We start from the raw sequence: 20,583 nt of genomic DNA on the forward strand, positions 1-20,583 counted from the left end.
GCGGGCGGCCGTCACAGTTCAGTCAGCAGCCGCTGCAACCCCAGGGAGCGATGTGTCCCGCCGTCTGTTCACCTCGGAGTCCGTGACCGAGGGTCACCCCGACAAGATCGCCGACCAGATCAGCGACGCCATCCTCGACGCCCTGCTCGCCGAGGACCCGACCTCGCGGGTGGCCGTGGAGACCATGATCACCACGGGCCTGGTGCACGTGGCCGGTGAGGTCACCACCTCGGCCTACGCCGACATCGCCTCGCTGGTGCGCAACACCATCCTCGGCATCGGCTACGACTCCTCCAAGAAGGGGTTCGACGGCGCCTCCTGCGGCGTCTCGGTGTCCATCGGCGCGCAGTCGCCCGACATCGCGCAGGGCGTGGACTCCGCCTACGAGGCCCGGGTCGAGGGTGACGAGGACGAGCTCGACCGGCAGGGCGCCGGCGACCAGGGGCTGATGTTCGGCTACGCCTGCGACGAGACGCCCGAGTTGATGCCGCTGCCGATCCGGCTGGCCCACCGGCTCTCCCACCGGCTCTCCGAGGTCCGGAAGAACGGGACCATCCCCTACCTGCGGCCGGACGGCAAGACGCAGGTCACCATCGAGTACGACGGCGACAAGGCGGTCCGCCTCGACACCGTGGTGGTCTCCTCGCAGCACGCCTCCGACATCGACCTGGACTCGCTGCTCGCCCCCGACATCCAGGAGTTCGTGGTCGAGCCGGAGCTGAAGGCCCTGCTGACCGACGGCATCAAGCTGGACACCGAGGGATACCGGCTGCTGGTCAACCCGACCGGGCGGTTCGAGATCGGCGGCCCGATGGGCGACGCCGGCCTGACCGGCCGGAAGATCATCATCGACACCTACGGCGGCATGGCCCGGCACGGCGGCGGCGCGTTCTCCGGCAAGGACCCGTCGAAGGTGGACCGCTCGGCGGCCTACGCGATGCGCTGGGTCGCCAAGAACGTGGTGGCCGCCGGCCTGGCCACCCGCTGCGAGGTGCAGGTCGCGTACGCCATCGGCAAGGCCGAGCCGGTCGGCCTGTTCGTGGAGACCTTCGGCACCGCCACCGCCCCCGTCGAGCGCATCGAGCAGGCCATCACCGAGGTCTTCGACCTCCGCCCGGCCGCCATCATCCGCGACCTCAACCTGCTCCGCCCGATCTACGGCCAGACCGCGGCCTACGGCCACTTCGGCCGTGAGCTCCCCGACTTCACCTGGGAGCGCACCGACCGTGTCGAGGCCCTCCGCGCCGCCGTCGGCGTCTAGCCACCCCGGTCCCGCGACCCTCGTCATCGCCGATCCCTCGGGCCTCGGACGTCGGCCACCGGCCGCCGTCGGATGTCCGAGGGATCTGCTGTACTGGGCACCGTGAGCGAGATCGGCCCCCGGCGAGAGCAGAGCCACCAGGGCCCGGCCGGTGAGCAGCTGGCCCTGTTGCGCGACGCGGCCCGCAAGCGCACGCCCCCGCGCACCTGGCGGGACGCGCCGCTCGCCGAGCGGCTGCCGGTCGCCCGGGTCCTGGTCGACAAGGGGCTCGTCCACCTCGACCGCTACTTCGACTACGCCGTGCCCGCCGCCATGGACGAGGAGGCCAGGCCCGGGGTCCGGGTCCGGGTCCGCTTCGGCGCCGGGCAGCGTGACGGCCGCCGCGAGGGCGGCCGCCTGATCAACGGCTTCGTGGTCGAGCGGCGCGCCGAGAGCGACTTCCCCGGGGTGCTGGCCCCCCTGGCGCAGGTGCTCTCCACCGAGCCGGTGCTCACCCCCGAGCTGCTCCGGCTCTGCCGCTCGGTCGCCGACCGCTACGCCGGCGCCCTCGCCGACGTCGTCACGCTCGCCGTCCCGCCCCGGATGGCCAGGGCCGAGCGCCAGCCCTCGCCGCCGCCCGCCGCGCCGCCACCCCCGCCCGCGCCCGGCGGCTGGACCCGCTATCCGCAGGGCCCCGCCTTCCTCCAGGCGCTGGCCGCGGGCGAGGCGCCCCGGGCCGTGTGGACCGCGCTGCCCGGGCCGCACTGGCCGGACGAGCTGGCCCGCGCCCTGGCCACCACGCTGGCCGCCGGCCGCGGCGCCCTCGCCGTGCTGCCCGACGGCCGCGCGGCCGCCCGGCTCGACACCGCGCTGACCGCTCTCGTGGGCGAGGGCCACCATGTGCTGCTCACCGCCGACGCCGGACCCGAGGTCCGGTACCGGCGCTGGCTCGCGCTCAACCGCGGCTCGGTGCGCTGCGTCGTCGGCACCAGGGCCGCCATGTTCGCCCCCGTCCGCGACCTCGGCCTCGTGGCCGTCTGGGACGACGGGGACTCGTCCCACCACGAGGACCGCGCCCCGCAGCCGCACGCCCGTGAGGTGCTGGTGCTGCGGGCCGTCCAGGAGGGCGCCGCCGCGCTGGTCGGCGGACACGCGCAGACCGTGGAGGCCGCCCAGCTGGTGGAGACCGGCTGGGCCCGCCCGCTGGCCGCCGACCGCCCCGCGGTCCGCGCCGCCGCGCCCCTGGTCCGCACCGTCGGGGACGAGGACTCGGCCCGTGACCCGGCGGCCCGCTCGGCCCGGCTGCCCAGCCTCGCCTGGGAGACCCTGCGCGACGGACTGGAGCGTGGCCCGGTGCTCGTCCAGGTGCCGCGCCGGGGGTACGCGCCCCGGCTCGCCTGCGCCCGCTGCCGCGCCCCCGCCCGCTGCGCCCGCTGCCAGGGCCCGCTCGCGGCCGCCGGCCCCGACCGGCCGCTGAGCTGCGGCTGGTGTGGCACCGAGGCTCCCGGCTGGGCCTGCGCCGAGTGCGGGGAGAGCCGGCTGCGCGCCGTCGTCATCGGGGCCCGCCGCACCGCGGAGGAGCTCGGCAGGTCGTTCCCCGCCGTGCCCGTCCGCACCTCGGGTCGCGACCACGTCCTGGACACCGTCCCCGACCGGCCGGCGCTGGTGGTCAGCACCCCGGGGGCCGAGCCCGTCCCCGAGGGGCCCGGCTACGCGGCGGCCCTGCTGCTCGACGGCTGGGTGCTGCTCGGCCGCCCCGACCTGCGGGCCGGTGAGGAGGCCCTGCGCCACTGGCTGAACGCGGCGGCCCTGGTCCGCCCGCACGCCGACGGCGGCACCGTGGTGGTGCTCGCGGAGGCCACCCTTCGGCCCGTGCAGGCCCTGGTGCGCTGGGATCCCGCGGGCAACGCGCGCCGCGAGCTCGCGGACCGGGCGTTCCTCGGCTTTCCGCCGGTCTCCAGGATGGCCGCCGTCAGCGGGCCGCCGGAGGCGGTCGAAGGGCTGCTCGACACCGCGCGGCTGCCCGCCGAGGCGGAGGTGCTCGGGCCCGTGCCGATGCCGGTCCCCGAGCCGGGCCGGCCCCGGCGCGTCGGGGACCCGCCGCCCGGCGAGCAGTGGCAGCGGGCGCTGGTCCGGGTGCCACCGGGCAGCGGCGCCGCCCTCGCCGCCGCCCTCAAGACCGCGCAGGCCGCCCGGCTGGCCCGCCGCGAGGGGGCCCCGGCGCGGGTGCGCATCGACCCGGCCGACATCGGCTGACCCGGCCCCGCCGCGGCCGGCGGCTCAGCCGCTGCGCTGCCCGGGGAAGGCGCCGCTCCTGGCCTCGGAGCCGCCCGCCACCGGCTGCGCCGGCCGCCCAGGCACCGTGCGGGCCGGCGGCACTCCCGGCGCCAGCGGCCCCTCGGGACGCGCCGGCTCCCGCGGGGCCTGGGGCTGTGCGCCGGCCCCCGCGCCCGCGCTCGCCCCGGCCCGCCGGGCACCGTAACGGCGGTGCACCGCCTGCTTGGTGACGCCGAGGGCAGAACCCACCGCGTCCCAGGAGAAGCCGAGCGAACGGTCGAAGTCCACCGCGGCCGTCACCAGGGCCTCCACACTGTCCCGGAGTTCCTGGGCCAGCCGGACCGTGGGGGCGGGCGCTCGCCCGTAGACCACGAATCCGGCGGAGGGACCGGTGCGTCGCGGTCGGTATACGTTGCCCAGCTGCGCGGTGAGCGTACGCAGCGCGTCCACCTGGCGGCGGACCCGCTCGATGTCCCGCACCAGCAGATGCAGGCTGGCCCGTGCCTGAGCGTCAGGGGTGGCGTGGTCGGCCATGAACAAGCCTCTCGAACCGGCGTCAAGGAAACGGACCAGTAACCGGCCCGTGCGGTCAATCTCCCTTGACAACGCGCCACCCCGCGCCGGAGTCACGCTGCCGGCGCGCATCGTCAACCCCGTGCATCGCACACCCACTTCCGAGCCCCGGAAGAAACGTGCCACCGCGGACCCTAGACTCGTCGGGGCCGGCCCCTCCCGCCGGCCGGCACCGCAGCGGACAGCAACGGAGAGGTCGTACACGCACGATGAGGCTCGTCTTCGCCGGCACTCCGGAGGTGGCCATCCCGGCCCTCGACGCCCTGCTCGCCTCGGACCGGCACCAGGTCGTCGCCGTCGTGACCCGCCCCGACGCCCCGGCCGGCCGGGGCCGGCGGCTCGTTCCCAGCCCGGTGGCCGAGCGCGCCGCCGAGGCCGGCATCGAGATCCTGCGCCCCCGCCGCCCCCACGACCCCGACTTCCTGGACCGGCTGCGCGCGATCGACCCCGACTGCTGCCCGGTCGTCGCCTATGGCGCCCTGCTGCCCAGGGCCGCCCTCGACATCCCCCGGCACGGCTGGGTGAACCTGCACTTCTCGCTGCTGCCGGCCTGGCGTGGCGCCGCCCCCGTCCAGCACGCGGTGCTCGCCGGCGACGAGATCACCGGCGCCTGCACCTTCCAGATCGAGGAGGGTCTGGACTCCGGGCCCGTCTACGGGGTGCTCACCGAGGCCATCCGCCCCGAGGACACCAGCGGCGACCTGCTCACCCGGCTCGCCTTCGCCGGCGCCGGGCTGCTCGCGCACACCATGGACGGCATCGAGGACGGCACGCTGCGCGCCGAGCCGCAGCCCGCCGAGGGTGTCAGCCTCGCCCCCAAGATCACCGTCGAGGACGCGGCCGTCGACTGGTCGGCCCCCGCGTTGCGGGTGCATCGCCAGGTACGCGCCTGCACCCCGGCCCCCGGGGCCTGGACGGTGTTCCGCGGCGAGCGGTTGAAGCTCCGTCAGGTGACCACGGTGCCGGACCGGGACGACCTGGCCCCCGGCGAGCTGGCCGCCGAGAAGCACGCCGTCCACGTCGGCACCGGCTCGCACGCCGTCGAGCTGGTCTGGGTCCAGCCGCAGGGCAAGAAGCCGATGCGCGCCGCGGACTGGGCCAGGGGGGTCCGGGTCGCCGCCGGCGAGCGGCTCGAGTCGCCCACCGCTCCCCGGCCGTAGGCTGGAGACCACCGCCGGGCACCCCGGCACCCGATCCCTCACCCCGACACCCGGAGCACCCCTTCCCGTGAGCACCCGGCAGCGCCGACCAGCCAGGACCTACCGCCGACCCCGGAGGGATCCGGTCCGGATCCTCGCCTTCGACGCGCTGCGCGCCGTCGGCGAGCGCGGCGCCTACGCCAACCTGGTGCTCCCGCCGATGCTGACCAGGGCCAAGGAGGCCGGCGAGCTCGACGCCAGGGACGCCGCCCTGGCCACCGAGCTGGTCTACGGCACCCTGCGCCGCCAGGGCACCTACGACGCGGTGCTCGCCGCCTGCGTCGACCGGCCGTTGCGCGACGTGGACCCGCCGGTCCTGGACGTGCTCTCGCTCGGTGCCCACCAGCTGCTCGGCACCCGGATCCCGAGCCACGCCGCGGTCAGCGCGAGCGTCGAGCTGGCCCGCTGCGTGCTCGGCGACGGCCGCGCCAAGTTCGTCAACGCGGTGCTGCGCCGGGTGGCCGCCCACGACCTCGACGGCTGGCTCGAACGGGTCGCCCCGCCGTACGACGAGGACCCGGAGGAGCACCTGGCCCTGGCGTACGCCCACCCCCGCTGGGTGGTCTCCGCCCTGTGGGACGCGCTGGGCGGCGACCGGGCCGGCATCGAGCAGCTGCTGGCCGCCGACAACGAGCGCCCTGGCGTCACGTTGGTGGCCCGCCCCGGCCGGTCCACCGTGGAGGAACTGCGGGCCGAGCCGGGCGCCGAGCCCGGCCGCTGGTCGCCGTACGCGGTGCGGCTTGTCGAGGGCGGCGAGCCGGGCGCGGTGGAGGCGGTCGGCGAGGGCCGGGCCGGCGTCCAGGACGAGGGCAGTCAGCTGGTCGCCCTGGCGCTGGCCAACGCGCCGCTGACCGGCCCCGACCGGCGCTGGCTGGACGGCTGCGCGGGCCCCGGCGGCAAGGCGGCGCTGCTCGGCGCCCTCGCGGCCGAGCGGGGCGCGGCGCTGGTCGCCGCCGAGCGGCAGCCGCACCGGGCCCGCCTGGTGGCCCGCGCGCTGGACGGTAACCCGGGCCCGCACCAGGTGGTGGTCGCGGACGGCACCCGCCCCGCCTGGCGCCCCGGCGCCTTCGACCGGGTGCTGGTCGACGTGCCCTGCACCGGGCTCGGGGCGCTGCGCCGCCGCCCCGAGGCTCGCTGGCGTCGCCGCCCGGAGGACCTGGACGGCCTCGTCGCGCTCCAACGCGACCTGTTGCGCGGCGCGTTGACCGCCGTGCGGCCCGGCGGCGTGGTCGGCTACGCGACCTGCTCGCCGCATTTGGCCGAAACCCGCCTGGTCGTCGCCGACGTGCTCAAGTCCCTTGCCAGGGAGGGCGGTACGACGGTGGAGCGGATCGACGCCCGCCCGCTGCTGCCCGGGGTGCCCGAGCTCGGCGAGGGCCCCGACATCCAGCTCTGGCCGCACCGGCACGGCACCGACGCCATGTACCTGGCGCTGCTGCGCCGCACGTCGTAGGGGCCTGGTCGCCCGCCGGCCGACCGGCTGAGGGCGGCCGGCGGGCATGTTGAATACTGGGCCCCATGGCACAGATCAATCCGAGCATCCTGTCCGCTGACTTCGCCCGGCTGGCCGACGAGGCCAGGGCCGTCGAGGGCGCCGACTGGCTCCATGTCGACGTGATGGACAACCACTTCGTGCCCAACCTGACGCTCGGTGTGCCCGTCGTCGAGTCGCTGCGCAAGGCGACCGACATCCCGCTCGACTGCCACCTGATGATCGAGGACCCGGACCGCTGGGCCCCGGCCTACGTGGACGCGGGCGCCGGCTCGGTCACCTTCCACGTGGAGGCCGCGGCCGCGCCGGTCAGGCTCGCCAGGGAGATCAGGGCCAAGGGCGCGCGCGCCTCGATGGCGCTCAAGCCGGCCACCCCCATCGAGCCCTATGAGGACCTGCTGCCCGAGCTCGACATGGTGCTGGTCATGACCGTGGAGCCGGGCTTCGGCGGCCAGGCGTTCCTGGACGTCACCCTGCCCAAGATCCGCCGCACCAGGAAGCTGATCGAGCGCCACGGCCTGTCGCTCTGGCTCCAGGTGGACGGCGGCGTCTCCACCGCCACCATCGAGCGCTGCGCCGAGGCCGGGGCCGACGTCTTCGTCGCCGGTTCCGCCGTCTACGGCGCCGACGACCCGGCGGCCGCGGTGGCCGCGCTACGCGAGCAGGCTGAGCGCGCCGGGCACCCGACCTCGCCCACCACGTCCGGGTGAACTCCGGCCGTCCATCCGGTTCCCGGGGGTGCCGCCGACTCCGAGGGGCGATCGCGGGGTCCGTGGATCTGCGAGGATGAACCTCCAGAGGTGACCGGGGACGGGGACGGACATCAGGACAGTGAGGTGAGTGCGGTGCCGACCGGGAGGGCAGCCACAAGGATGGGGCCCGCCGAACTGATGCAGGCGGCGGCGATGGCACGCCGCTTCTATCTGGAAGGCAAGTCCAAGATCCAGATCGCCGACGAGTTCGGGGTCAGCCGCTTCAAGGTCGCTCGCGTGCTGGAGTCGGCCGTGGAGCACGACCTGGTGCGCATCGAGATCCGGGTGCCGGCCGAGCTGGACGCGGAGCGGTCGGACGCGCTGCGGGCCAGGTACGGGCTGCGGCACGTGGTGGTGGCCGAGTCGCCCTCCGACGACGCGGAGGACACGCCGGACCCGGAGCATCTGGGCGAGGTGGCCGCGGAGTTGCTCGGTGAGCTGGTGGCCGAGGGGGACGTGCTCGGGCTCGCGTGGGGGCGGTCGACGATCCACATGGCGCAGGCGCTGCGCGAGCTGCCGCCGTGCACGGTGGTGCAGCTGACCGGCGTCTACCACGCGGGCACGGCGGAGCGCGGCTCGGTGGAGGCGGTGCGGCGGGCGGCCGCGGTCTCGGGGGGCGACGCGCACCCGATCTACGCGCCGATGCTGCTGCCGGACTCGGCCACGGCGGCGGCGCTGCGCGGCCAGGCGGGGATCGCGGCGGCCTTCGAGTACTTCGACAAGGTGACGATCGCGGCGGTCTCCATCGGGTCCTGGGAGCCGGGGATCTCGACCGTCCACGACATGCTGGACAAGGAGGAGCGGGAGCACTACTCCTCGCTGGGGGTGGCGGCCGAGATGTCGGCGCACCTCTTCGCGGCCGACGGGCGCCGGGTCGGGCGGGACCTGGGGGAGCGGTGCATCACGGTGGAGGCCGAGCGGCTGCGCCGGATCCCCGAGGTGGTCGCCATCGCCGGCGGCCGCCGCAAGGCGGACGCCATCGGCGCGGTACTGCGCTCTGGACTGGTGACCAGCCTGGTCACGGACACCACCGCCGCCGACCGACTGCTGGCCCAGCCGCCGGGCGGGCGCCCGGCCCTGGAGCGGGCCGACCCCGACGAACTCGGCTAGCCGGCGTGCGCCGGCCGGTTCGCCCGGGTCGGGTGGGCCGGCCGCTTCGTGCACGAGTGCGGTTCTCGGCCATAATGACGTAGGAGCCGCAGCTCCCCACCCGCATCGATCCACTCCGCAGCAGGTGAGAGAGCGAGCATGAAGTTCCTCAATGACGTCGCGCCGTCGTACGACCTGACCTACGACGACGTCTTCATGGTTCCCAACCGTTCGGCGGTCGGCTCCCGGCAGGGCGTCGACCTGTCCACCCCCGACGGCACGGGCACCACCATCCCCCTCGTCGTCGCCAACATGACGGCCGTGGCCGGCCGCCGGATGGCCGAGACCGTGGCCCGGCGCGGCGGCCTCGTGGTCATCCCGCAGGACATCCCGCTGGACGTGGTCACCGACGTGATCGCCTGGGTCAAGCAGCGCCACCTGGTCCTCGACACGCCGATCGTGCTGGCCCCCACCCAGACCGTGGGCGACGCGCTCGCCCTGCTGCCCAAGCGGGCGCACGGCGCCGGCGTCGTGGTCAGCGCCGGCCGGCCGGTGGGGATCGTGACCGAGGCCGACCTGACGGGCGTCGACCGGTTCACCCAGCTGGGCGAGGTGATGTCCCGCGACCTGCTGGTGCTCGACGCCGGGATGGACCCGCAGGAGGCCTTCGACGTCCTGGACGGCGCGCACCGTAAGATCGCCCCCGCGGTCGGCGCGGACGGGCGGCTCGCCGGCATCCTGTCCCGCAAGGGCGCGTTGCGCGCCACGCTCTACACGCCCGCCACCGACGCGGCCGGCAGGCTGCGGGTGGCGGCCGCCGTCGGCATCAACGGGGACGTGGCCGGGCGGGCCGAGGCGCTGCTCGCGGCCGGCGTCGACACGCTGGTGGTGGACACCGCGCACGGCCACCAGGAGTCGATGGTCGCCACGCTGCGCGCCGTCCGGGCCCTGAAGCCGGCGGTGCCGGTGGTGGCGGGCAACGTCGTGTCCGCCGAGGGCACCCGGGACCTGATCGAGGCCGGCGCCGACATCGTCAAGGTGGGGGTCGGCCCCGGCGCCATGTGCACCACCCGGATGATGACGGGCGTGGGGCGGCCGCAGTTCTCGGCCGTGCTGGAGTGCGCGGCCGAGGCGGCCAGGCACGGCAAGCACGTGTGGGCCGACGGCGGGGTGCGGCATCCGCGGGACGTGGCGATGGCGCTGGCCGCCGGCGCCTCCAACGTGATGATCGGCTCCTGGTTCGCCGGCACCTACGAGTCGCCTGGCGACCTGCAGCAGGCGGCCGACGGCCGGCTGTACAAGGAGAGCTTCGGCATGGCCTCGGCCCGTGCCGTGCGCGGCCGCACCGCCGAGGACTCGGCCTACGACCGGGCGCGCAAGGGGCTCTTCGAGGAGGGGATCTCGACCTCCCGGATGTTCCTGGACCCGGCGCGTCCCGGCGTCGAGGACCTGGTCGACTCGATCGTGGCGGGCGTCCGCTCGGCCTGCACCTACGCCGGGGCGGCCACGCTGACCGAGTTCACCGAGCGGGCCGTGGTGGGCGTGCAGAGCGCCGCCGGCTACGCGGAGGGCAAGCCGCTGCACGTCAGCTGGCAGTGAGGCGGGGCTGGCCGAACTCGATCTGTCGCCCCCGGGGCGCGGGTGCTGGGATGGGTTCATGAGCCAGCGGACGCGCGCGGGATACGGCGGCACGGGGCCGGGCCCCATCACTCCGGACGGCTGCGCCGTCGAGCACTGGCTGAGGCTGCGTCCCGGGCCCGAGCCCGGGATCATCGCCTCGGCCGTGCCCGCCGGCGCCACCATCCTCGAACTCGGTTGTGGCGTCGGTCGGTTGACCCATCCGCTGATCGAGCGCGGCTTCACCGTCACGGCCGTCGACGAGTCGCCGGAGATGCTGGCGCACGTGCGCGGCGCCCGCACCGTCCGCTCCTCGATCGAGGACCTGGAGTTGGGGGACGAGCGGTTCGACGTCGTGCTGCTCGCCTCGTTCCTGGTGCACAACGGCGATCCCGCGGTGCGCGCCGGCATGCTGCGCGCCTGCCGGCGCCACGTCGCCGACGGGGGAGTGGTGCTGATCCAGCGCGAGGGGGCGGACTGGCACGTCCGGGTGCCCAGGGAGTCGCGTACCGAGCACGGGCTCATCCGGGTGGCGTCCGCCGAGCCGGTCGACGCCGACACCTCCGCCATCCTCGTCGAATACGAGTACGGCGACGCGCGGTGGACGCAGCGGTTCCTCTCCTACCGCTACACCGAGGAGTCCTTCGAGGCCGCGCTGGCCGCCGCCGGCCTCGCCGTGGACACGGTGCTCACCGACGACGGCACCTGGGTGCGCGCCCGGCCGGTCCGCTGAGGCGGTGGCCCGGGCGGTCGCGCCCGGAATTCCCCGACCCGTCAACTGACGTGCATGCGTCAGGTCTTGAGTAATGACCTACCGGCCCGTAGCTTGATCTTCCGGAAACCCCCCACCGTGCCGTCCTGGTGACGGTTCGTCAGATTTCCGGAGGAACTGCATGCGTCGTCGTCGGTTCGCCACCGCCCTGTCCGCGGTCGGCCTGAGCCTGGCCGCCGTGTTCACCGCGGCCGCCCCCGCAACCGCGGCCCCGGCCGACAAGCCCCAGGTGCTCTCCAGCTGGACCCAGACCAGCTCCAGCAGCTACAACGCCTGGGTGTCCGCCCGTAACAACCAGTCGGCCTGGTCCTCCTACGGCTTCGACTGGAGCACCGACTACTGCTCGAGCTCCCCCGACAACCCCTTCGGCTTCCCGTTCGAGACCTCGTGTGCGCGGCACGACTTCGGCTACCGCAACTACCGGGCACAGGGCACCTTCGACGCCAACAAGGCCCGGCTCGACTCCGCCTTCTACGCCGACCTGCAGCGGGTCTGCGACCGTTACTCGGGGGCCACGGCCGCCTCCTGTGACGGGCTGGCCTGGACGTACTACCAGGCCGTCCGCGCCTTCGGCTGAGCCCGACGGGCCCCCGGCGACCTGCCGGGGGCCCGTTTTACGCGGATTTCCCCGCCCGGCCGCTGCGCTCGCCGCGCGCCGTGGCGGGGTCGGCGGCCACCGGCTCCCGCGGCGCCCGCCCGCCCAGCACCCCGGCGCCCACCACCAGCACCGTGAGCGCGGCCGTCACCAGCGCGAACGAGGCCCGCAGCGAGGCGAGTTCGCCGATCATGCCGATCAGGGTGGGCGCGATCAGGCCGGTGGTGTAGGTGACCGTGGCCACGCCGGCGATGGCCTGACTCGGGTTGGGGCCGCTGCGCCCGGCGGCCGCGAAGGCCAACGGGATCACCACCGCTATCCCGATCCCGAGCAGCGCGAATCCCAGGATGCCCTGCGCCGGCACCCGCGCCGTCACCACGAGCAACCCGCCCGTCAGTGCCAGCAGTCCGCTGCCGCGGACCGTGCGGACCGGGCCCAGGCGCCGCACCGCCGCGTCCCCGGCGAGCCGGGCGACGGCCATGGTGCAGGCGAACGCCGTGTAGCTGGCGGCGGCCACAGCCTCCGAGGCGCCCGCGAGATCGCGCAGGTAGACGCCCGACCAGTCCATGCTGCCGCCCTCGGCGAGGATCGCGCACATGCCGACCGCGCCGATCAGCAGCGCGGAGCGTGGGGGCAGCGCGAACCGGGGCGGCGGCTCCTCCTCCGGCGTGGCCCTGACGTCCAGCAGGCCCCGGCAGACCGGCAGCGCCGCCAGGGTCAACGCCAGGGCCGCCAGCGGGAGATGGGCCCGCGCGTCCACGCCGAGCCCGACCGCGCCGACGCCGACCGCGGAGCCGAGCAGCGCGCCCACCGACCACAGGCCGTGCAGCCCGGACATGATCGAGCGGCCGTGCTCGCGCTCCACGTCCACGCCCTGCGCGTTCATCGCCACGTCGGCCATGCCGGACGCGGCGCCGTAGACGAACAGCAGCCCGCACAGCGCCGGGAGGTTCGGCGCCAGCATGGGCAGGGCCAGCGCGGCGGTCCACAGCACGAGCAGCCAGCGCACGGCGGCGCGCGCGCCCAGCCGGTGCATCACGCCGCTGGCCAGCGGCATGGTCAGGGCCGCGCCGAGCGCGGGGAAGGCCAGGGCCAGGCCCAGCTGCGCGGTGCTGAGGTCGAGTTGGTCCTTGAGCCAGGGGATGCGGGTCACGAAGCTGCCGCTGACCGCGCCGTGCAGCGCGAAGACGGCGCTGACGGACCGGCGGGCCGTGCGGATCCGGTCCCGGTCGGTGACCAGGGGGTGTGACGTCGACATGGGCGTCCGCGTTCTCTCGTAGGTCCCGGAGGGGTGGCCGGGCCGGCGGGCCGGGCCGGGGAGTAAACTATCAGGAAGGTTGCCTAATAGAAATATGGCGGGAGCGTCTCGCCCTCCACCGACTCTGCGAGGATTCCCGCATGACTGCCCGTACCGCGACGCCACGGACGGCCCGCGCCATCAACGACCGCATCGCCCTGGACCTGTTGGCCAGCGAGGGCCCCCTGACGGCGACCCGGCTGCGCGAGCTGACCGGCCTCTCCCGGCCCAGCGTCGCCGACCTGCTCGGCCGGCTGGGTCGGGACGGCCTGGTCACCGTGGTCGGCGAGGCGGGGGAGGAGCGGCGCGGCCCCAACGCCCGCCTCTACGGCCTGGTGGCCGAGCGCGCCCACGTCGCCGCGCTCGACGTCCGCACCGGCTCGGTCGCCCTCGCGCTGGCCGACCTCGCCGGCCGCACCCTCGCCGAGGAGCGGCTGCCGGCCACCGCGGGAACCGACGACATGGTCGCCGCCACCCTCGCCGCGCTCGACCGGGCCCTCGCCCGTTCGGGCGTCGCGACCGTGCACACCGCCGTCATGGGCGCCCCCGGGCTCGTCGACCCGACCACCGGCGCCCTGCGCCCCACCGGCTCGCTGCCCTCCTGGCACACCGAACTCCTCACCGCGCTGCGCGCCAGGCTCGAAGGCCCCGTCCTCCTGGAGAACGAGGTCAACCTGGCCGGCATCGCGGAACACCGACACGGCGCCGTCACGGACCGCGACAGCTTCGTGCTGGTCTGGCTCGGCCACGGCGTCGGCGCCGCCGTGCTGCTCGACGGCGCGCTGCGCCGCGGCGCCTCCGGCGGCGCCGGCGAACTCGGCTTCCTGCCCGTGCCCGGCACCGGCGGACTGCCCGCGGCCGAGGACTGCGACGGCGGCTTCCACGCGCTCGCGTCGAGCGGCGCGGTCTGCGCCCTGGCCGGGGCACACGGCCTGCCCGCCGACCCCGCGGGCGACGCGCCGGCGGCCGAGGCCGTGGTGCGCGCCGCCGCGGCCCAACCCACGGGCGCCGCCGGCGCGTTCCTCACCGAGCTCGCCGACCGCGTCGCCCTGGCCATCGCCGGGGTGGCCGCCGTCCTCGACCCCGGCTGCGCGGTGCTCGGCGGCGAGATCGGGCGCGCCGGCGGGCCCGCGCTCGCCGAGCGCGTCGCCGACCGCCTGCGCGCCCTGTCCCCGCTGGACACCGACGTGCGCCCCGCCACCGTGGCCGGCAGCCCGGTCCTGGCCGGCGCCCTGGTCACCGCGTTGGACGCGGCCCGCCGGGACCTCTTCGGCCCCGACCTCGCGCGGTGACGCCCCCGGCCGGCCTGTGAGGCGCCCCACAGCCCGGCATGATCGACCGCCGACCGTGGCAGACTGGTGGGCGTACCAGCGACACAGCGCACTCCGGGGTCGGTGAAACTCCGAACCGGCGGTTATAGTCCGCGACCCGTCCGCCGCCAGCGGCCGGTTGACCAGGTGGAATTCCTGGACCGACGGTTAAAGTCCGGATGGGAGGCAGTGCGTGGCGGAAGCGGTGCGCGGCACACCCGTGGCCGCCGGTCCCGACCGACCGGCCATGGCCTGTCCCCGCCCCCGTGATCCGCGCTGACATCCCGCAGCCCCGGAGCCGTGCCCAAGAGGCAGGAGGATCCGGTGGCCGCCCCCGCAAGCGCGCGAGAGGCCCGTGAGGCCCAGGCGATGCGCCGCGCCATCGAGTTGGCCGCCCGCGGCCTCGGCAGCACAAGCCCCAACCCCGTCGTCGGCTGCGTCGTCCTGGACGCCGCCGGCCGCACCGTGGGCGAGGGCTGGCACCAGCGGGCCGGCGGCCCGCACGCCGAGGTCCACGCGCTGACCGCGGCCGGCCCCGCGGCGCGCGGCGGCACCGCCGTCGTCACCCTCGAACCCTGCGCCCACACCGGGCGCACCGGCCCCTGCGCCCAGGCCCTGATCGCCGCCGGCGTGGCACGCGTCGTCTACGCCGTGGCCGACCCCAACCCGCAGGCCGCCGGGGGCGCCGCCGTGCTCGCCGCCGCCGGCGTGGAGGTCGCCGCCGGACCGCTCGCCGCCGAGGCGGCCGAGGTCAACGCGGCCTGGCTCACCGCCGTCCGGCACGGCCGCCCGCACGTCCACTGGAAGTACGCCGCCACCCTCGACGGCCGGATCGCCGCGGCCGACGGCACCAGCCGGTGGATCACCTCGCCCGAGTCCCGCGCCGACGTGCACCGGCTGCGCGCCGAGTCCGACGCGGTGCTCGTCGGCTCGGGCACCGCCCGCGCCGACGACCCGCACCTCGCCGTCCGCGGCGTGCCGGGCGCCCGCCAGCCGCTGCGCGTCGTCCTGGACACCGAGGCGTCCGCCGTCAAGCCGGGCGCCCGGGTGCTCGACGGCGCCGCCGCCACCCTGGTGGCCGTCGCCGACGACGCCCCCGCGGCCCACCTCCTCGGCCACGCCGAGGTGGTCAGGCTCCCGCGCGCCACCCACGGCCCCGGCCTCGACCTGACCGCGCTGCTCGCCGCCCTCCACCGGCGCGGGATCCGCTCCCTGCTGCTGGAGGGCGGCCCCACCCTGGCCGGCGCCTTCGCCGCCGCCGGCCTCGTCGACCGCGTCACCGGCTACCTCGCCCCGGCCCTGCTCGGCGCCGGACCCCAGGCCCTGACCGGCGCGGGAATCACCACCATCGCGGACGCGTTGCGCCTTCGCGTCACCGGCGTCGACCGGATCGGCCCCGACCTGCGGGTCAGCGCCGTTCCCGTCAACGCCCCCGTCCCCAAGGAGAGCTGAGTGTTCACCGGAATCGTCGAAGAGCAGGGCGAGGTCGTCGCGCTCGACCGAGCGGGCGACTCGGCGCGGCTGCGGCTGCGCTGCGCCGTCGTCACCGAGGGCACGGGCCACGGCGGCTCCATCGCCGTCAACGGCGTCTGCCTCACCGTGATCGAGCTCGGCGAGGGCGAGTTCACCGCCGACGTGATGGCCGAGACCCTGGCCCGCTCCAACCTCGGCGGCCTCGCGCCCGGCGACCGCGTCAACCTGGAGCGCCCCATGGCGCTCGGCGACCGGCTCGGCGGACACCTCGTCCAGGGCCACGTCGACGGCACCGCCACCATCCTGGAGCGCACGCCGGGCGACCACTGGGAGCTCGTCACCTTCACGCTGCCCGCCCCGCTCGCCCGCTACGTCGTCGACAAGGGCTCGATCACGGTCGACGGCGTCAGCCTCACCGTCGTCGAGGCCGGCGACGACCGCTTCTCCATCGGCCTGATCCCCACCACCCTCGACCTCACCACCCTCGGCGCCAAGCAGCCGGGCGACCAGGTCAACCTGGAGGTCGACATCGTCGGCAAGTACGTCGAACGCCTGCTGGGCCAGCGCGAGGTGACGCTCCGATGAGCAGCCTGGTCGACCAGCTCAACAGCACCGCCTTCACCGCCTTCGGCCAGCACGTCATCTGGTCCGACATGGTCGGCAACCTGGCCGGGCTCGCCGCCCTCGCCCTCGGCTGGCGGCGCTCCATCCTCACCTGGCCCGTCCAGCTCGTCTCCGGGCTCATCCTGATCGCCGCCTACGCCTCCGCCCAGCTCAGCGGGGGAGTGGGCAAGCAACTCCTGGTCATCGGCGTCGCCCTGTGGGGGTGGCGACAGTGGCAGCTCGGCCGGCACGGCACCGAGGAGGGGCGGATCACCGTCCGCTTCGCCTCCTGGACCGAACGCGGCGCCCTCCTCGCCGGCGCCGCGCTCGGCACCCTCGTGGTGGGCGGGGTGTTCAGCGCCTTCCCCGAGCTGTCCTGGAACCCCTGGCCGGACGCCTACATCTTCGTCGGCACCCTGGTCGCCATGGTCGCTCAGGCCCGCGGCCTGGTGGAGTTCTGGTTCGCCTGGCTGCTGGTCGACCTGGTGGGCGTCCCGCTGGCCTTCGACAGCGGCCTGCCCTTCTCCGGCCTGGTCTACGTCGTCTATCTCGTCCTCGTCCTGTGGGGCATGCGGGCCTGGTGGTTGAGCTCCCGCGACGCCGGTGGCCGCAGGACCGTCCTGGAAGGAGCCCCCGCGTGACCGTCCCGGAGTCCCGAGCCGCCGCGCCCGTCCTCGACCCCGAGCTCGTGCTCGACCCCGTCGAGCGCGCCGTCGCCGACATCGCCCTGGGCCGGCCGGTGGTGGTCGTCGACCGCCCCGACCGGGAGAACGAGGGCGACCTGGTGGTCGCCGCCGAGCTGATCACCCCCGAGATCGTCGCCTTCATGATGAGCGAGTGCCGCGGGCTGATCTGCGCGCCCATGGAGCCCGAGGACCTGGACCGGCTCGAACTCGGCCAGATGGTCGAGAAGAACACCGAGTCGATGACCACCGCCTTCACCGTCTCGGTCGACGCCACCGCCGCGCACGGCGTCGGCACCGGCATCTCCGCCGCCGACCGCGCCACCACCATCCGGCTGCTCGCCGACCCCGCCGCGGCCCCCGCCGACCTGGCCCGCCCGGGACACGTCTTCCCGCTGCGCGCCCGCACCGGGGGCGTGCTGGTGCGCAACGGCCACACCGAGGCCGCCGTCGACCTCGCCCGGCTCGCCGGGCTGCGCCCGGCGGCCGCCATCTGCGAGATCGCCGGCGAGGACGGCACCATGCTGCGGCTGCCCGCGCTGCGCCGCTTCGCCCGCCGGCACGGCCTCGCGATCATCTCCATCGAGGACCTGGTCGCCTACCGGCGCGCCGCCGGCGAGGAGGCCCTCCCGACCGTGCGCCACGAGGCCGAGACCACCCTGCCCACCGCGCACGGCACGTTCCGCGCGCACGGCTACCGGTCGACGGCGGACGGCGTCGAGCACATCGCGCTGGTCGCCGGCGAGCTGGGCGACGGCGAGGACGTGCTGGTCAGGGTGCACTCCGAGTGCCTGACCGGCGACGTGTTCGGCTCCCAGCGCTGCGACTGCGGCCCGCAGCTGCGCGCCTCCCTGGAGCGGGTCCAGGCCGAGGGCCGGGGCGTCGTCCTCTATCTGCGCGGCCACGAGGGCCGCGGCATCGGCCTGATGTCCAAGCTCCGCGCCTACCAGTTGCAGGAGCGCGGCCGGGACACCCTGGACGCCAACCTGGAGCTCGGGCTGCCGGCCGACGCCCGCGACTACGCCGCCGGCGCCCGCATCCTGGCCGACCTCGGCGTCCGCTCGCTGCGCCTGATGACCAACAACCCGGAGAAGGTCACCGCGCTCACCCGGCACGGCCTCGCCGTCACCGGCCGCGAGCCGATGCCGGTGCCGCCCGGCGAGCACAACCTGCGCTACCTGCGCACCAAGCGGGACCGGATGGGCCACGACCTGCCCTGGCTCGACCCGGGCGCCACCTCGGCCTGCGCCAACCAGTGATCCGACCGAGCAGAACGACGCGATCGGCGAGAACGACGCGAACGACGAGAGGGAGAAGACAGTGAGCGGCAAGGGAGCCCCCGAGCTGACCGTGACCGGCGGCGCCGACCTGCGGGTCGCGGTGGTCGCCGCCCAGTGGCACCAGACCGTGATGGACGGCTTGCTCTCCGGCGCCCTGCGCGCGCTGAAGGACCTCGGCGTGCCGGAGCCCACCGTGGTGCGGGTGCCGGGCAGCTTCGAACTGCCCTTCGCCGCCGAGGCGCTGGCCGAGCGCGGCTACGACGCGGTCGTCGCGCTCGGCGTCGTCATCCGCGGCGGCACCCCCCACTTCGACTACGTCTGCCAGGGCGTCACCCAGGGCCTCACCCAGGTCAGCGTCGGCCACGCCATCCCCGTCGGCTTCGGCGTGCTGACCTGCGACACCGAGGAGCAGGCCGTGGACCGGGCCGGCCTGCCGGGCTCCGTCGAGGACAAGGGGCACGAGGCCGCCACCGCCGCCGTCGCGGCCGCCACCACCCTGCGTGCCGTTCCACGCCCCGCGCGTGGCTGACCAGGGGGCACGCCGTAGGGTAAGACCACCATGGCCAACAAGACATTCGACGAGCTCTTCGCCGAGCTCCAGCAGAAGGCCGCCACCGGCGACCCCAGCACCTCCCGCACCGCGGAACTGCTCGCCGACGGGGTCCACGCCATCGGCAAGAAGGTCGTCGAGGAGGCCGCCGAGGTGTGGATGGCCGCGGAACACGAGAGCGCGGACCGCACCGCCGAGGAGATCTCCCAGCTCCTCTACCACCTCCAGGTGTTGATGGTCGCCCGCGGCCTCTCGCTCTCCGACGTATACGCTCACCTCTGACGGGCGCGCGCCCCGCGCCCCGTCCTCCCACCCACCCGCGCCCGTACTCCCGCACGAAGGAAGCCCGTCCATGTTGCGCATCGCCGTTCCCAACAAGGGGTCGCTCTCCGAGCCGGCGGCGGCCATGCTCCATGAGGCCGGCTACCGGCAGCGCAAGGACCGCCGCGAACTGGTCCTGATCGACGCGGACAACCAGGTCGAGTTCTTCTACCTGCGCCCCCGCGACATCGCCATCTACGTCGGATCCGGCCGCCTCGACATCGGCATCACGGGCCGCGACCTGCTGCTCGACTCGGGCGCCGAGGCCGAGGAGATCATGGAGCTCGGCTTCGCGGCCTCCACCCTCCGCTACGCCACCCGCCCCGGCACCGTCCGCGACGTCCGGGAGTTCGGCGGCCTCTCCATCGCCACCTCCTTCGCCGGCGTCGTCACCGCCCACCTCGCCGAGCACGGCGTGGACGCCTCGGTGGTCCACCTCGACGGGGCCGTCGAGACCGCGATCCAGCTGGGCGTCGCCGAGGTCATCGCCGACGTCGTGGAGACCGGCACCACGCTGCGCAACGCGGGTCTCGAGATCATCGGCGAGCCGATCCTCGAGTCGGAGGCCGTGGTCATCAGGCGCGCCGGCGGGGACGGCGAGGAGGAGGACCCCAAGGTCCGCCAGTTCCTGCGGCGCCTCCAGGGCGTGCTGGTGGCCCGCCGCTACGTGATGATGGACTACGACATCAGGGCCGAGCTCGTCGACAAGGCGGTGTCGCTCACCCCGGGCCTCGAGTCCCCGACCGTCTCCCCGCTGCACGACCAGGGGTGGGTCGCCGTGCGTTCCATGGTGCCGGTGCAGGACGCCCAGCGGATCATGGACGAGCTGTACGAGCTCGGCGCCCGCGCGATCCTCAGCACCGGCATCCACGCCGCCCGCCTCTGACCCGGGAGGGCAGGATGACCAGCGAGACCACCACGGGCCGCACACAGCCGCTGCCGCTGCCCACGCTTCCCGTCACCTACCGGCCGGTGCTCACCAGGCTCGTGCTGCTGACCATCGGCTCGGTGGTGCTCGGCGTGCTGTCGCTGATCGCCGTGGTGCTTCCCGAGGGGCTCACGGCCACCGGCACGCTCAGCGACCGCCTCACCCTCGCCGGCTGCGGCGTCGCGGTGTTCGGGCTGACGGCCCTGCTCAGCCGCCCCAAGGTCACCGCCGACGCCGAGGGCCTCACCGTCGTCAACCTCACCACCAGGCGGCGGCTCGCCTGGGCCCAGGTGGTGCGGGTCACCCTCAGGCCGGGCGACCCGTGGGTCTCGCTCGACCTCGCCGACGGCACCGTGCTCGCCGTGATGGCCATCCAGCCCGGCGTCTCCAAGCAGCGCGCGCTGGCCGACGCCCGCGCGCTCCGCGCACTCGCCGAGGCGCACGGCACCGCGAGCGCCGAGGCCGACGGCACCGCCGGCCGCTGAGGCGCTCCGAACCGCCGACTGCCGACCGTCGATCCGCAGAACCGCCG

General features: G+C 75.3%; 20 protein-coding genes and 1 riboswitch. Of the genes, 18 read left to right on the forward strand and 2 right to left on the reverse strand.

The window, feature by feature from the left end; all coding sequences use genetic code 11:
- Window positions 1-52: 52 nt before the first annotated feature.
- Together metK and RNC47_RS00155 are read left to right on the forward strand one after the other, a co-directional pair.
- Window positions 53-1,261 (forward strand): methionine adenosyltransferase, encoded by a 1,209-nt coding sequence (gene metK, locus RNC47_RS00150; protein WP_311594477.1) that lies wholly within the window; start codon window positions 53-55, stop codon window positions 1,259-1,261.
- Between the two features lie 72 nt (window positions 1,262-1,333).
- Complete coding sequence (locus RNC47_RS00155; protein ID WP_394814679.1) at window positions 1,334-3,496, forward strand: primosomal protein N'; 2,163 nt, start codon at window positions 1,334-1,336, stop codon at window positions 3,494-3,496.
- A 24-nt stretch (window positions 3,497-3,520) separates the two neighbouring features.
- Here the strand turns inward: RNC47_RS00155 and RNC47_RS00160 are convergent, their stop codons facing one another.
- The gene (locus tag RNC47_RS00160; protein ID WP_311594479.1) at window positions 3,521-4,051 is read right to left on the reverse strand and encodes a hypothetical protein; all 531 of its coding nucleotides are present in this window, start codon (window positions 4,049-4,051) and stop codon (window positions 3,521-3,523) included.
- A gap of 248 nt (window positions 4,052-4,299) precedes the next feature.
- Here RNC47_RS00160 and fmt point away from each other — a divergent pair, with 248 nt between their 5' ends.
- The 7 genes from fmt to RNC47_RS00195 all read left to right on the forward strand — a co-directional run bounded on the left by fmt (window position 4,300) and on the right by RNC47_RS00195 (window position 11,588).
- A complete protein-coding gene (fmt, locus tag RNC47_RS00165; protein WP_311594480.1) occupies window positions 4,300-5,250 on the forward strand; it encodes a methionyl-tRNA formyltransferase in 951 nt (316 codons plus the stop codon).
- A gap of 67 nt (window positions 5,251-5,317) precedes the next feature.
- Entirely contained in the window at window positions 5,318-6,742 is a 1,425-nt protein-coding gene (locus RNC47_RS00170) for an RsmB/NOP family class I SAM-dependent RNA methyltransferase (RefSeq protein ID WP_311594481.1), read from the forward strand.
- 65 nt (window positions 6,743-6,807) lie between these two features.
- The gene (rpe, locus tag RNC47_RS00175; RefSeq protein WP_311594482.1) at window positions 6,808-7,491 is read left to right on the forward strand and encodes a ribulose-phosphate 3-epimerase; all 684 of its coding nucleotides are present in this window, start codon (window positions 6,808-6,810) and stop codon (window positions 7,489-7,491) included.
- Between the two features lie 162 nt (window positions 7,492-7,653).
- Complete coding sequence (locus RNC47_RS00180) at window positions 7,654-8,643, forward strand: sugar-binding transcriptional regulator (protein WP_311594483.1); 990 nt, start codon at window positions 7,654-7,656, stop codon at window positions 8,641-8,643.
- Between the two features lie 138 nt (window positions 8,644-8,781).
- Complete coding sequence (locus tag RNC47_RS00185) at window positions 8,782-10,221, forward strand: GuaB1 family IMP dehydrogenase-related protein (RefSeq protein ID WP_311594484.1); 1,440 nt, start codon at window positions 8,782-8,784, stop codon at window positions 10,219-10,221.
- Between the two features lie 58 nt (window positions 10,222-10,279).
- Window positions 10,280-10,972: a class I SAM-dependent methyltransferase gene (locus RNC47_RS00190; RefSeq protein ID WP_311594485.1), complete on the forward strand. Its 693-nt coding sequence runs from the start codon at window positions 10,280-10,282 to the stop codon at window positions 10,970-10,972.
- 160 nt (window positions 10,973-11,132) lie between these two features.
- Window positions 11,133-11,588, forward strand: coding sequence for a phospholipase (locus RNC47_RS00195; protein WP_311594486.1), 456 nt, complete (start codon window positions 11,133-11,135; stop codon window positions 11,586-11,588).
- Between the two features lie 37 nt (window positions 11,589-11,625).
- Here RNC47_RS00195 and RNC47_RS00200 read toward each other — a convergent pair whose 3' ends face one another.
- Window positions 11,626-12,864 carry an MFS transporter gene (locus RNC47_RS00200; protein ID WP_311594487.1) on the reverse strand — a complete coding sequence of 413 codons (1,239 nt, stop codon included), beginning with the start codon at window positions 12,862-12,864 and terminating at the stop codon, window positions 11,626-11,628.
- Between the two features lie 140 nt (window positions 12,865-13,004).
- Here RNC47_RS00200 and RNC47_RS00205 point away from each other — a divergent pair, with 140 nt between their 5' ends.
- From RNC47_RS00205 to RNC47_RS00245, 9 genes are all read left to right on the forward strand, one after another.
- Entirely contained in the window at window positions 13,005-14,195 is a 1,191-nt protein-coding gene (locus RNC47_RS00205) for an ROK family transcriptional regulator (RefSeq protein ID WP_311594488.1), read from the forward strand.
- An 84-nt stretch (window positions 14,196-14,279) separates the two neighbouring features.
- A riboswitch (FMN riboswitch) is annotated at window positions 14,280-14,410 on the forward strand.
- A gap of 172 nt (window positions 14,411-14,582) precedes the next feature.
- Window positions 14,583-15,665: a bifunctional diaminohydroxyphosphoribosylaminopyrimidine deaminase/5-amino-6-(5-phosphoribosylamino)uracil reductase RibD gene (ribD, locus tag RNC47_RS00210; RefSeq protein WP_311594918.1), complete on the forward strand. Its 1,083-nt coding sequence runs from the start codon at window positions 14,583-14,585 to the stop codon at window positions 15,663-15,665.
- Complete coding sequence (locus RNC47_RS00215; protein WP_311594489.1) at window positions 15,666-16,271, forward strand: riboflavin synthase; 606 nt, start codon at window positions 15,666-15,668, stop codon at window positions 16,269-16,271.
- Window positions 16,268-16,930, forward strand: coding sequence for a nicotinamide mononucleotide transporter family protein (locus tag RNC47_RS00220; protein ID WP_311594490.1), 663 nt, complete (start codon window positions 16,268-16,270; stop codon window positions 16,928-16,930). Before RNC47_RS00215 ends, RNC47_RS00220 begins: the two co-directional genes overlap by 4 nt.
- Window positions 16,927-18,231 (forward strand): bifunctional 3,4-dihydroxy-2-butanone-4-phosphate synthase/GTP cyclohydrolase II, encoded by a 1,305-nt coding sequence (locus RNC47_RS00225; protein ID WP_311594491.1) that lies wholly within the window; start codon window positions 16,927-16,929, stop codon window positions 18,229-18,231. The genes RNC47_RS00220 and RNC47_RS00225 overlap by 4 nt, the downstream gene beginning before the upstream one ends.
- Window positions 18,232-18,292: 61 nt before the next feature.
- Window positions 18,293-18,781, forward strand: coding sequence for a 6,7-dimethyl-8-ribityllumazine synthase (ribH, locus tag RNC47_RS00230; protein WP_311594492.1), 489 nt, complete (start codon window positions 18,293-18,295; stop codon window positions 18,779-18,781).
- A 30-nt stretch (window positions 18,782-18,811) separates the two neighbouring features.
- The gene (locus RNC47_RS00235) at window positions 18,812-19,084 is read left to right on the forward strand and encodes a phosphoribosyl-ATP diphosphatase (RefSeq protein ID WP_311594493.1); all 273 of its coding nucleotides are present in this window, start codon (window positions 18,812-18,814) and stop codon (window positions 19,082-19,084) included.
- 70 nt (window positions 19,085-19,154) lie between these two features.
- A complete protein-coding gene (gene hisG, locus RNC47_RS00240) occupies window positions 19,155-20,009 on the forward strand; it encodes an ATP phosphoribosyltransferase (RefSeq protein ID WP_311594494.1) in 855 nt (284 codons plus the stop codon).
- A gap of 14 nt (window positions 20,010-20,023) precedes the next feature.
- Window positions 20,024-20,536 (forward strand): PH domain-containing protein, encoded by a 513-nt coding sequence (locus RNC47_RS00245; protein ID WP_311594495.1) that lies wholly within the window; start codon window positions 20,024-20,026, stop codon window positions 20,534-20,536.
- Window positions 20,537-20,583 lie beyond the last annotated feature (47 nt).

It is taken from the genome of Streptomyces millisiae (assembly GCF_031845425.1).
GTDB lineage: Bacteria > Actinomycetota > Actinomycetes > Streptomycetales > Streptomycetaceae > Streptomyces > Streptomyces millisiae.